This window comes from Agrobacterium larrymoorei (genome assembly GCF_005145045.1).
GTDB lineage: Bacteria > Pseudomonadota > Alphaproteobacteria > Rhizobiales > Rhizobiaceae > Agrobacterium > Agrobacterium larrymoorei.
The window spans coordinates 2,603,572-2,616,379 of sequence record NZ_CP039691.1 but is presented as its reverse complement, the minus strand read 5'-3'; the positions used below and the strand labels follow the sequence as shown (position 1 = coordinate 2,616,379).

Below are 12,808 nucleotides of genomic sequence, written 5' to 3'. Positions count from 1 at the left end.
AATTGCAAAGGCCAAGCCTTGTTCTGTGGTGGGAGGTAGATCACATGAAAAAGACATTCTTGACGACAGTCGCTATTGCCACGCTCCTTGCGGGCGGTTCATTCGCAGCAGAGCTGAAATTCAAGCCGGGTGAAGACAGCAAATTCAACTGGAAGAGCTATGAAGACTTCAAGACGGCCAATGCCAGCCTGAAAGGCCAGACCCTGACCATCTTCGGGCCATGGCGCGGTGAGGACGAGGCGCTGTTCCAGACGGTTCTCGCCTATTTCGGTGACGCGACCGGCGTCAATGTCCGCTATTCCTCCTCTGAAAATTACGAGCAGCAGATCGTTATCGACACGCAGGCAGGCTCTCCGCCGAATGTCGCGATCCTGCCGCAGCCGGGCCTTCTTGCCGATCTCGCGGCCAAGGGACTTCTGGTTCCGCTGGGCGATGAGACCGCCAATTGGGTGAAGGACAATTACGGTGCCGGTCAGTCCTGGGTCGATCTCGGTTCCTATAAGAACAAGGATGGCAACAAGGCCTACTTCGCATTCCCGTTCAAGGCCGACGTGAAGTCGCTGGTCTGGTACGTGCCGGAAAACTTCGAGGAAGCCGGTTACAAAGTGCCGGAAACCATGGAAGACCTGATCAAGCTTTCCGATCAGATCGTGGCTGATGGCGGCACGCCTTGGTGTATCGGTCTCGGTTCAGGCGGCGCCACGGGCTGGCCTGCGACAGACTGGGTGGAAGACATCATGCTGCGCACCCAGCCGCTCGACATCTACCAGAAATGGACGACGAACGAGGTGAAGTTCAACGATCCGCGCGTTGTTGCGGCTATCGATGAATTCGGCAAATTTGCCAAGAACGACAAATATGTGAGTGGCGGCGTGGCCGCGGTTGCCTCCACCGACTTCCGCGATAGCCCGAAGGGCCTCTTCGACATTCCGCCGAAGTGCTACCTGCACCATCAGGCATCCTTCGTTCCGTCCTTCTTCCCGGAAGGCACCAAGGTCGGCACGGATGTCGATTTCTTCTACATGCCGACCTACGCCTCCAAGCCCGATCTCGGAAAGCCCGTTCTCGGTGCCGGAACGCTCGTCACCATCACCAAGGATTCGCCTGCTGCCAAGGCTTTCGTCGAATTCCTGAAGACGCCGATTGCGCATGAAGTCTGGATGGCGCAGTCCAGCTTCCTCACGCCTTACAAGGGTGTGAATACGGATACCTACGCCAACGAGCAGATGAAGCGTCAGGGTGAAATCCTCACCACCGCCACCACCTTCGGCTTCGACGGTTCGGACCTCATGCCGGGCAAGATCGGCGCCGGTGCATTCTGGACGGGCATGGTCGATTTCGTGGGCGGCAAATCTGCCGATCAGGTTGCGAACGATATCCAGAAGGCCTGGGACGGCCTGAAATAACTCTTTGATCTGGCCCGGCAATTCAGGTTGCCGGGCATTTCCTTCGACATGACCGGCGGGGAATAGTGCCGGAAGATAAAGAAAGATCGGGGAGGGAGTGATGATCACTCAGATCGTGTCTGCACTGGGCGTCGTCATCGTCGGCGTCTTTGCCTGCGCCGCATATTACTGGCTGTCGGATAAGGCTCTTCAGTTCATTTTTCCCGTCAGGGATGGCGATGTCATTCATGCGTCGCGCAATCTCAACAAGCGCGCCGCCGTGCGCCCGTGGTTGTTCGTCGGCCCGGCACTGCTGCTGCTTGCCGTCTATCTGGTCTATCCGGTCATCGCGACCTTCATCCTCTCCTTCTATGACCGAACCGGCACGAACCCCGTCGGCCTCGCCAATTACCGCTGGGCCTTATATGATGCCGGTTTCCGTCAATCGATCTTCAACAACATCCTCTGGCTCGCCGTCGTGCCCGCCGCATGCACCTTCCTCGGCCTCGTCATCGCGGTCATGACCGACCGTATCTGGTGGGGCAATATCGCCAAATCCATCGTCTTCATGCCGATGGCGATCTCGTTCGTCGGCGCGTCGGTCATCTGGAAGTTCATTTATGAATATCGCGGCGAGGGGCAGACGCAGATCGGTCTTCTGAACGCGTTGGTGGAATTCTTCGGCGGCACGCCGCAGGTGTGGATTTCGATGCCTTTCTGGAACAACTTCTTCCTCATGGTCATCCTCATCTGGATCCAGACAGGCTTTGCCATGGTCATCCTGTCTGCGGCGCTTCGCGGCATACCGGAAGAGACGGTTGAAGCCGCCGTCATCGATGGCGCCAATGGCTGGCAGATTTTCTGGAAAATCCTCGTTCCGCAAATCTGGGGCACCATCGCCGTGGTCTGGACGACGATCACCATTCTGGTTCTGAAGGTCTTCGATATCGTGCTGACCATGACCAACGGCCAGTGGAACACCATGGTTCTGGCGAACCTGATGTTCGACTGGATGTTCCGTGGCGGCGGGGATAGCGGGCGAAGTGCGGTTATCGCGCTCATCATCATGGCCGCCGTTACGCCGATCATGATCTGGAACATTCGCCAGGCAAACCGCGAGATGGAGGGCCGTTGATATGAGCTTAATGACCCGCATCCGCCGCATCGGCCTGCCGCGCCTCATCGTCCATGTCAGCGTGCTTTTCGTCGTCATCCTCTGGCTTTTGCCGACGCTTGGCATTCTCGTCAGCTCGCTGCGGGACAAGGATCAGATCACCGTTTCAGGCTGGTGGACGGCCTTCTCCAGTTCCAGCCAGACGGAAGCCTTGCGCCTCGGCGATCCTTCCACCCAGACGCAGCAGGGCGACCGCTTCGTCATCGCAGGCAACGTCTTCGGAGAAGGCAAGAGCGGCAATGTCTCCGCCTTCGGTGTGCGCGTGCAGGAGCCTACCGCCTTCAACGCTGGCGAAGCCGCCGATATTGGCGATGGCGAAACGCTGCTCGTCAACAAGGACGGCAGCTATCAGTACAGCAAGAATGCAAGCTTCGAAGGCTCGCGCGCCAAGCGCGTCTATGTGGCGGTCGCAACACCGCCGATCTTTACGCTGGACAATTACCGCACCGTCCTGATGTCGGAGGGCATCGGCCAATCCTTCGTCAACTCTCTGACGGTGGCAATCCCCGCCACGATCATTCCGATCCTGATTGCGGCCTTTGCGGCTTATGCGCTTTCGTGGATGAAATTCAGCGGACGCTCGCTGATGATTGCGCTGATCGTCGGCCTCATCGTCGTACCGTTGCAGATGTCGCTCATTCCGCTGCTTCAGCTTTATAACTGGATCGGCAATGTCTTCGGCGTGCCTTCCAAAACCTATGCCGGTATCTGGCTTGCGCATACAGCCTTTGGCCTGCCGCTCGCCATCTACCTGCTTCGCAACTACATTTCCGGTCTGCCGAAGGAAATCATCGAGAGCGCGCGGGTCGATGGCGCGAGCGATTTCGAAATCTTCGTCAAGATCATCCTGCCGCTATCCTTCCCCGCGCTCGCTTCCTTCGCCATCTTCCAGTTTCTCTGGACATGGAACGACCTGCTCGTCGCCATGGTCTTCCTCGGCACGCAGAAGGATGAGCTGGTGCTGACGGGTGCGCTGAACGCTCTACTCGGTTCGCGCGGCGGCAATTGGGAAATCCTCACCGCATCGGCCTTCGTCACCATCGTCGTGCCGCTTTGCGTCTTCTTTGCGCTCCAACGTTACCTTGTGCGCGGCCTGCTGGCAGGCTCCGTCAAGGGAGGCTGATCGATCATGAATGCTCATACCCAACAGGATACTGCGATGACTGATAGTGTTTCCTCCGCTCTTAAGGCAGACAAGGACTGGTGGCGCGGCGCCGTCATCTATCAGATCTACCCGCGCTCTTATCAGGACTCCAATGGCGATGGTATCGGCGACCTGAAGGGCATCACATCGCGCCTTGAGCACATCGCCAATCTCGGTGCGGACGCCATCTGGATTTCGCCCTTCTTTACTTCGCCGATGAAGGATTTCGGATACGACGTGTCCAACTATGTCGATGTCGATCCAATGTTCGGCACGCTCGCCGATTTCGACGGGCTGATCGCGGAAGCCCATCGCCTCGGCATCCGGGTGATGATCGACCTCGTTCTTTCGCACACGTCGGATCAGCATCCATGGTTCGTGGAAAGCCGCTCCAGCCGCCAGAACCCGAAGTCGGACTGGTATGTATGGAGCGATGGCAAGCCGGATGGCACGCCGCCCAACAACTGGCTGTCCATCTTCGGCGGTGCCGGCTGGCAGTGGGACCCGACCCGCATGCAATATTACATGCACAACTTCCTCACCTCGCAGCCGGATCTCAATCTGCATAACCCGGACGTGCAGGAAGAGCTGCTGAACATCACCCGCTTCTGGTTGAAGCGCGGCGTCGATGGCTTCCGCCTCGATACGATCAACTTCTATTTCCACGACGAGCAACTGCGCGATAACCCGGCCCTTGCGCCGGAGCGGCGTAACGCCTCGACCGCGCCAGCGGTTAACCCCTATAATTTCCAGGAGCATATCTACGACAAGAACCGCCCGGAAAATCTCGAATTCCTCAAGCGCTTCCGCGCCGTGCTGGACGAGTTCCCAGATATCGCAGCGGTGGGTGAAGTGGGTGACAGCCAGCGCGGTCTGGAAATCGTCGGTGAATACACCTCCGGCGACGACAAGATGCAGATGTGCTACGCCTTCGAATTCCTGGCACCGGACGCGCTGACGCCTCAGCGCATCTCGGATGTTCAGGCAGCATTTGCGCAGGCTGCGCCTGAGGGCTGGGCCTGCTGGGCGTTTTCCAACCATGATGTCGTGCGCCACGTCAGCCGCTGGGGTGAGATCGTCGATGACAAGGATGCCTTCGCCAAGGTTCTCGCCGCATTGCTGATGACCCAGCGCGGTTCGGTCTGCATCTATGAGGGCGAGGAGCTTGGCCTGACGGAAGCGGAGATCGATTTCGAGCATCTGCAGGACCCATACGGCATTCAGTTCTGGCCGGAATTCAAGGGCCGCGATGGTTGCCGCACGCCGATGGTGTGGGATGCAGGCCATGCACAGGCCGGTTTCTCCACATCGGACAAGACCTGGCTGCCGATCCCAACCGAACACAAGATGCGCGCCGTCAGCGCTCAGCAGGGCAACGAGGCGTCGGTTCTGGAACATTATCGCCGCTTCCTTTCATTCAGAAAGCAGCATCCGGCCTTCGCCAAGGGCAAGATCGAGTTCCATGAGGCCGATGCGACGGTTTCGAGCTACAGTCGCATCTTGGGTAACGAGACGATCCTTTGCCTGTTCAATCTCTCGGCGGTGCCTGCAAAGGCCGAACTGCCGGAGGGCCAGTGGGAGGTGCTCGAAGGGCACGGCTTCGGTGCAGAATTGAACGGCAACACAGTTGAACTTCCGGCATGGGGCGCATTCTTCGCCCGCCACGCGTAAATCGACAGGGAGGAACACCGCATGACTGGCCTTATTCTAAAGGACATCCGCAAAGCCTACGGTCAGGTGAAGGTCCTGCACGGCATCGACCTCGATATAAAGCAGGGCGAGTTCATCGTTTTCGTTGGCCCATCGGGCTGCGGAAAATCCACCCTGCTGAGAATGATCGCCGGACTGGAGGAAATTTCCGGCGGTGAGATGTATATCGATGGCCAGCTGGTGAATGAAATCCCGCCATCGCGTCGCGGCATTGCCATGGTGTTCCAGTCCTACGCGCTTTACCCGCATATGACGGTCTACGACAACATGGCCTTCGGCATGAAGATCGCCAAGGAAAGCAAACAGGAGATCGACCGGCGCGTGCGTGCCGCTGCCGAAATCCTGCAGCTGACGCAATATCTGGAGCGTCTGCCGAAGGCGCTGTCGGGCGGCCAGCGCCAGCGTGTCGCCATCGGTCGCGCCATCTGCCGCAATCCGAAGGTCTTCCTCTTCGATGAGCCGCTGTCCAACCTCGATGCTGCCCTGCGTGTCGCAACGCGTATCGAGATCGCCAAGCTCAGCGAGAAGATGGCCGATACGACCATGATCTACGTCACGCACGATCAGGTGGAAGCCATGACGCTGGCGGACCGCATCGTCGTACTGAATGGCGGGCGCGTGGAGCAGGTGGGCGAACCGCTGGAGCTTTATGAAAACCCGGCAAACCTTTTCGTCGCCCGCTTCATCGGCTCGCCTGCGATGAACATCATCGCGGCAACGGTAAAGGCGGCTGGCGAGACGACGACGCTTGAGCTTGCCGGTGGAAAGACGCTGTCGGTCAACATTCCGACTACTTCCGCCGAGGTCGGAAAAAGCGCGTCCTTCGGTGTCCGCCCGGAAGATCTGGCCATTGCAGAGGGCGACGACTACCTTTTCGAAGGCAAGGTTTCGATTGTCGAGGCGCTTGGCGAAGTCACGCTTCTCTATCTCGAAGCGCCGGAGGGGCAGGAGCCGATCATCGTCAAAATACCGGGAATTGCTCCGGCCAAAAAAGGTCAGGTTCTGCGCTTCTCCGCACCCTCGGAAAAGTTGCATCTCTTTGATGCGCAAGGGCAGACTTATCGCCGCTAAAGCGCCATTCGGAACGGCTTTTTAACTATGATTCAAAGCCGTTCCAGCTTCTCATAAAACTGTCATTCATTAAAAAATATGTCATCTCAGGCGTTTAGATAGGGAAGTGTCGAGCGTTCGAAGGGCTTGTTGCACTTTCCACAGCTAGTTGTCGCATGTGTTTCATATCGAAACGACGACAGAAATTGTTAATCTGTTCTGCCGTAGTCTTCTCTTCAAAGACGTAGAAAAGGATACAGCCGTGAACGCGCGGGCAAATATTGGCAAACCAAGTTATATGAGCAAGGAAGAATCTTTCATGTATGACCGCGAAGGGCGGTTCAAGATGGAAGACACGATGAATGCTGGCCGTATCGAATATACCGAGAAGGCCGTCATGAACATGGCGGCCCGCCGCTGTGACGTCGTGAAGATTTCCCAGTCGGAAGCCATACTTGCCCTGATGACGCAGTATAATCTGCCCGGCCAGTTCTACCTCGATATTCCCGACGCCCGTATCAACAAGATCGGCTGTGTGCTGATGAAGGTGAATGCGAACAACACCATTCAGGTGCGCTTCCTGCGCCTTCTGAACCAGAAGGAAATGGACCGCATTTTCGTGTTCAGCACCCATCCCAACCACCGGGATCGCACGCTCAGCATCAAGTCCTGGTAAGGACATCTGGTCGAATTTGAAAAGCCCGCGTTTCGAAGGAAACGCGGGCTTTTTCATAAGCGCCTGAAGCTGGAAAACCGTACTCAGTGGAAAACGCTGGCGCCCTGATCGGCTGGACCGGCATTGCGGCGGAAGGTGGCGAAGAGTTCTCGGCCCATGCCCCATTCATTGCCGGAAAGATCGGCACGCGCCGGCTCGCGCTTGGCAAGCTCCGCTGCCGACACCAGCACTTCCAACGTACCGGAAACCGCATCGAGCCGGATGATATCGCCGTCGCGGATGAGCGAGATGGGGCCGCAATCGGAGGCTTCCGGCGTGACGTGGATGGCGGCGGGCACTTTGCCGGACGCGCCGGACATGCGGCCATCGGTCACGAGCGCGACCTTGAAGCCGCGGTCCTGAAGCACGCCGAGCGGAGGCGTCAGGCGGTGCAGTTCCGGCATGCCGTTGGCCTTCGGGCCCTGGAAGCGAACTACGGCGATGAAGTCGCGGTTCAGCTTGCCATCCTTGAAGGCATCCTGAAGTTCCTGCTGATCGTTGAAGACGATGGCAGGGGCTTCGATGATGTGGCGTTCCGGCTTGACGGCGGAAATCTTGATGACCGACTTGCCGATATTACCGGTCAGCATCTTCAAGCCGCCGGTTGGCTGGAACGGGGTTTCGATGCGGGCAAGAACTTTAGGGTCATGGCTCTCTTCAGGCGATGCCTCGCGCAGAATAGCGCCGTCGTCGCCGAGTTTGGCGTCGATCGTATAGGCTTCGAGCCCATGGCCGAAGACCGTGCGAACGTCGTCATGGACGAAGCCATGCTTGAGCAGCTGCTTGATGAGAAAGCCCATGCCGCCTGCGGCATGGAAGTGGTTCACATCGGCCAGACCGTTCGGATAGACCCGCGCCAGAAGCGGCACGGTGTCCGAAAGATCGGAAATATCCTGCCATGTGAGGATGATGCCAGCCGCCCGCGCCATGGCGATGAGGTGCATGGTGTGGTTCGTTGAGCCGCCCGTTGCGTGCAGACCGACCACGCCGTTGACCACGGAGCGTTCATCGATCATCTCACCGGCAGGCGTAAACTCGTTGCCTTGCGCCGTGATCGCCAGCGCCCGCTTCGTCGCCTCGCGGGTGAGCGCATCGCGCAGCGGCGTGTTCGGGTTGATGAAGGAGGAGCCGGGCATGTGGAAGCCCATGATCTCCATCAGCATCTGATTGGAGTTGGCCGTGCCGTAGAATGTGCAGGTGCCGGGGCCGTGATAGGACTTGGATTCCGCTTCCAGCAGCTCCGCACGACCGACCTTGCCTTCGGCATAAAGCTGGCGGATACGCGACTTCTCGTCGTTGGGCAGACCGGATGTCATCGGACCGGCAGGAATGAAGACAGCAGGCAGATGGCCGAAGGAGAGCGCGGCAATGACGAGGCCGGGCACGATCTTGTCGCAGACGCCGAGATAGACCGCAGCATCGAACATGTTGTGAGAAAGGCCGATACCCGCCGCCATGGCGATGGCATCGCGAGAGAAGAGCGAAAGCTCCATGCCCGGCTGGCCCTGCGTCACGCCATCGCACATGGCTGGAACCGCGCCAGCGACCTGCGCAATGCCGCCCGCTTGCTTCGCTGCATCGCGGATGATGGCGGGGAAGGTCTCGTAAGGCTGGTGCGCCGAGAGCATGTCGTTATAGGCGGTGACGATGCCGAGATTGGGAACCCGGTCGCCGGCAAGGAGATCCTTGTCGGCGGGGGAACAGACCGCAAATCCATGGGCAAGGTTGCCGCAGGAAAGTGTTGACCGGTAAACGCCCTTGGAAACCTGCAATCGAAGCCTTTCGAGATACGTCTCGCGATAGGGTTTCGAACGTTCAACGATACGGGCGGTGATAGCCTGAATACGTGAATCGGCAGCCATGTGCGTTCATCCTGTCTTTCGTTGGAACGTCGGCCTTTAGCACTTGGGAATGCCTGAAGGCCGACGATCTCGTTTCAATTGTGGGCCGAACGCCGCTTCCGCCAAATTGCGGAGCTTATGGCGCCCAGTAGATATTGACGGTCGAATCCGCCCTGTTCAGCACCGAGCGGATCGGCATCTCGTCCTCATCGAGATCGGACTGTGCCTTTTCCAGCGTTTCCTTCTTCGCCGCACCTTCGATATGCAGCACAAGAAAGCTGGCATCGTGCAGGGCGGAAAGATTGAAGGTCAGACGCTCTTCGCCCGCGCCCTCGGCTTCCATAGGCAGAACCGAGCGCGGCTCATCGAGATCGAGCGCTTCTTCGAGATTGTCGCCGCCCGGAAAGAACGAGGCCGTGTGACCATCCGTTCCCATGCCCAGAATGACGATATCGAAAGGATCGCAAATATCGGCTGTCTTCGCCGTTGCCAGCGTGGCTGCATCTTCGGGAGAGGCTGCGGACTGGTAAAGCGGCACGAAATAGGCGGCCTTGGCCTCGTTCTGCAACAGGTTGTCGGCAACCAGCTTGTGGTTGGAGCGGTCGCTATCGGCAGGCACGAAACGTTCATCCACCAGCGTCACGCTGACCTGAGGCCATTCCAGCGAATGCCTGGAGAGAGCCTGAAAAAACAGCTTCGGCGTGGAGCCGCCGGAAACGGCAATGCTTGCCGCCCCACGCTCTTCGATGGCGGCTTTCAGCCGTTCGGCAACATCAGCGGCGAGCTTTTCCGCCAGTTCAGGGCCATTGTTGAAGACGTGCATTTGAGGTTCCATCCGTGTCACCCTCAATCTGCATCGTGCCAGGTGCGGCCATCACGCTCGATCAGCGCAATCGCACCGCTTGGACCCCAGGTGCCGGATGTGTAGCCCTGCACGCCCTGACCAACGGCCTCCCAGCTTTTCAGGATCGGGTCGACCCACTTCCATGCCGCCTCCACCTCGTCGCGGCGCATGAACAGCGTCTGGTTGGAGCGGATGGTGTCCATCAGCAGGCGCTCGTAAGCATCCGGGTTGCGCACGTTGAAGGCCTGGGCGAAGCTCATGTCGAGCGAGACCTGACGCAGGCGCATGCCGCCCGGACCTGGATCCTTGATCAGCAGAGACTGCTTCACGCCTTCATCCGGCTGCAAGCGGATGACCAGCTTGTTGGCCTCTACCTTGCCAGCGGCATCGTCAAAGATCGAATGCGGGATTTGCTTGAAGGTGACGACGATTTCCGAAACGCGGGTTGCCAGACGCTTGCCCGTGCGGATGTAGAAGGGCACACCCGCCCAGCGCCAGTTGGCGATTTCCGCCTTGATCGCGACGAAGGTTTCGGTGTTGGAAACGCCGCCTTCCAGCTCTTCCAGATAACCCTTGACCGGACCGCCTGCGGAAGCACCGGCACGATACTGGCCGCGCACGGTGTTCTTTTCCACGTTGCTGTCATTGATCGGCTTTAACGCGCGCAGAACCTTCAGCTTTTCATCGCGAACGGCTTCCGCTTCCATGGAAGAGGGCGGCTCCATTGCGACGAGGCAAAGCAGCTGAAGAATATGGTTCTGAACCATGTCGCGCAACGCGCCCGCCGTGTCGTAATACCCGGCGCGACCTTCAAGGCCGACGGACTCGGCAACGGTGATCTGTACGTGGTCGATATGGGCGGAGTTCCACAGCGGCTCGTAAAGCGCGTTGGCAAAGCGCAGAACCATGAGGTTCTGAACCGTTTCCTTGCCGAGATAATGGTCGATGCGGAAGATCTGCTCTTCCTTGAAGACATTGCCCAGCGTGTCGTTGAGCTCCAGCGCAGACGCCAGATCGCGACCGATTGGCTTTTCCACCACGATGCGCGTGGATTTGGTGATCAGCTTGTGATCACGAATCTTGGAGGCGATATCTCCGAAGATGGCCGGTGCAACAGCAAGATAAAAGGCGCGGATGCGGTCCTTGCCTTCGTCCAGAAGCTTCTTCAGCTTGTCCCAGCCATTGTCGGACTTGGCATCGACCGGAATATAGAAGAGGCGCTGGCAGAATTTCTGGACCTGCTCCTCGTCATATTCACCGGATTTCAGATGCTCCTTCAGCGCGTCCTGAGCGAATTTGCGGTATTCGTCATGGCTCATAACCGAGCGGGATGCGCCGATGATGCGCGTCGGTTCGGACAGCTGGTTCTCCACCTGACGGTGGTAAAGTGCTGGCAAAAGCTTGCGCTCGGCCAGATCGCCAGTGCCGCCGAAGACGACGCAATCAAAGGGCTCGACTGGAATGATTTGACTGCTCATACCGATTCTCTCGATCTCTCAGGGTTGGGGGCATCCATAATCTAATCGATTTAAAAATGCCAGACTTGTTATGCGGAATTATCGTTTTTGCTGGTAAAGTCTTGTTTATGCTCATCAGAAGCGGGGCTTCTATGTCTGCATTCCTATCCTTGAACTTTAAAACCTGTCGCGCAGTGCATACCATGACAGCGCAAGAAAAAGGAGAGGCGCGCGCAAGGATGCACCGCCCGGGAAAGAGGGAACATCCAGCGCGGAAAACTGCTCGAGCGCCCTGTCCCGGTTCACCACCATTTCGGCAAAAAGCTTGCCGCAATAATTGGCGAGCATGACGCCGTGGCCGGAATAGCCGCCGATGGAAAGCACGCCCGGCATGACCTCGCGCACGAATGGCTGGCGGGACATGGTGATACCGACAGACCCGCCCCAGGCATGGGTCATCTGCACGTCGCCAAGCTCGGGATAAATCTCGGCGATCTGCTTGCGGATGTGCTTCGAGATATCGCGCGGTGAATCCGCCGTGTAAGCCTCGCGCCCACCGAAAAGCAGGCGGTTATCCTTCGTCTTGCGGAAATAACGCACCACGAAACGCGAATCCGCCACCGCTTCCTTTCCGGGAATGACGTTTGGAAATCTGTCGAGCGGCTCTGTCGCACCGATGAAAGAACGGATCGGCATGATATGGGCAGCCGTTACCGGCTCCAGACCATCGATATGGGCGTTGGTGGCAATCAGCACCCGGTCGGCGGTAATCGTGCCGGCTGCGGTTTCGATTACCGTCTTCCCGCCGGCCTGCCGGATTGCCTTGGCGGGTGTCTTCTCGAAAATATAGGCTCCTGCCGCCTTGGCGGCCTTGGCCAAACCTACCAGCAGTTTCAGCGGGTGGATGTGGCCGGTGCCCGTGTCACGCACGCCGCAATAATAATGGTTGGAGCCAAGCCGTTCTGCCGTTTCCGCCTTTTCCATAAATGTAACATGGCTGTAGCCATAGCGACCGGCCATGGCCTCCACGCTTCGGCGATAATCCTTCGCATAGGCCTGTTTGTGGGAGACGTTCAACTGGCCGGGCAGGAAGTCCATGTCGATGTCGATGTCGATGTCGTTGTCGCGGGCGAAATCCAGCACATAATGCTTGGCGCTTTCCGCAATATCGAACAGCGCCTTCGACCGTTCGAAGCCGATCTGATCCTCGAGCTCATCCGGCCAGGCACGCTGGCCGGTGCCGAACTGCCCGCCATTGCGACCGGAGGCGCCGTCTCCGAAGCGATGCGCTTCGATAAGGGTGACCGAAACGCCAGCCTTGGCCAGATTGTACGCCGCCTGAAGCCCGGTAAAGCCGCCGCCGATGATGGCGACATTGCTGACGCGCGATCCGTCCATGGCCGCATAGCCCGGCCTTTCCGGAACCGTTGCCTCATACCAGGAGATGCCCGGAGATATCGGGCTTTGCCATGCCATTTTGATCTTGCC

10 protein-coding genes are annotated in these 12,808 nt (G+C 58.4%); 6 read left to right on the top strand and 4 right to left on the bottom strand.

The window, feature by feature from the left end; genetic code table 11:
* Positions 1-44 precede the first annotated feature (44 nt).
* The 6 genes from CFBP5473_RS12695 (at position 45) to CFBP5473_RS12670 (ending at position 7,139) form a co-directional block, all read left to right on the top strand.
* Entirely contained in the window at positions 45-1,406 is a 1,362-nt protein-coding gene (locus CFBP5473_RS12695) for an ABC transporter substrate-binding protein (RefSeq protein ID WP_027673830.1), read from the top strand.
* Between the two features lie 100 nt (positions 1,407-1,506).
* Positions 1,507-2,520, top strand: a complete 1,014-nt coding sequence (locus tag CFBP5473_RS12690; RefSeq protein WP_027673831.1) for a carbohydrate ABC transporter permease — start codon at positions 1,507-1,509, stop codon at positions 2,518-2,520.
* Position 2,521: 1 nt separating this feature from the next.
* Positions 2,522-3,682, top strand: a complete 1,161-nt coding sequence (locus CFBP5473_RS12685; RefSeq protein ID WP_027673832.1) for a carbohydrate ABC transporter permease — start codon at positions 2,522-2,524, stop codon at positions 3,680-3,682.
* Between the two features lie 36 nt (positions 3,683-3,718).
* Entirely contained in the window at positions 3,719-5,374 is a 1,656-nt protein-coding gene (gene bglA / locus CFBP5473_RS12680) for a beta-galactosidase BglA (RefSeq protein ID WP_027673833.1), read from the top strand.
* A gap of 21 nt (positions 5,375-5,395) precedes the next feature.
* Positions 5,396-6,484, top strand: coding sequence for an ABC transporter ATP-binding protein (locus CFBP5473_RS12675; protein ID WP_027673834.1), 1,089 nt, complete (start codon positions 5,396-5,398; stop codon positions 6,482-6,484).
* A 298-nt stretch (positions 6,485-6,782) separates the two neighbouring features.
* Positions 6,783-7,139: a hypothetical protein gene (locus CFBP5473_RS12670; RefSeq protein WP_037170703.1), complete on the top strand. Its 357-nt coding sequence runs from the start codon at positions 6,783-6,785 to the stop codon at positions 7,137-7,139.
* A gap of 83 nt (positions 7,140-7,222) precedes the next feature.
* On the opposite strand, the gene edd is transcribed toward CFBP5473_RS12670, so the two are convergent.
* From edd to CFBP5473_RS12650, 4 genes are all read right to left on the bottom strand, one after another.
* Positions 7,223-9,040, bottom strand: coding sequence for a phosphogluconate dehydratase (edd, locus tag CFBP5473_RS12665; RefSeq protein WP_027673836.1), 1,818 nt, complete (start codon positions 9,038-9,040; stop codon positions 7,223-7,225).
* A gap of 115 nt (positions 9,041-9,155) precedes the next feature.
* A complete protein-coding gene (gene pgl / locus CFBP5473_RS12660) occupies positions 9,156-9,854 on the bottom strand; it encodes a 6-phosphogluconolactonase (RefSeq protein WP_027673837.1) in 699 nt (232 codons plus the stop codon).
* Positions 9,855-9,865: 11 nt separating this feature from the next.
* Positions 9,866-11,341 (bottom strand): glucose-6-phosphate dehydrogenase, encoded by a 1,476-nt coding sequence (gene zwf, locus CFBP5473_RS12655; RefSeq protein ID WP_027673838.1) that lies wholly within the window; start codon positions 11,339-11,341, stop codon positions 9,866-9,868.
* A 156-nt stretch (positions 11,342-11,497) separates the two neighbouring features.
* Positions 11,498-12,796, bottom strand: coding sequence for an NAD(P)/FAD-dependent oxidoreductase (locus CFBP5473_RS12650; protein ID WP_027673839.1), 1,299 nt, complete (start codon positions 12,794-12,796; stop codon positions 11,498-11,500).
* Between the last annotated feature and the right edge of the window lie 12 nt (positions 12,797-12,808).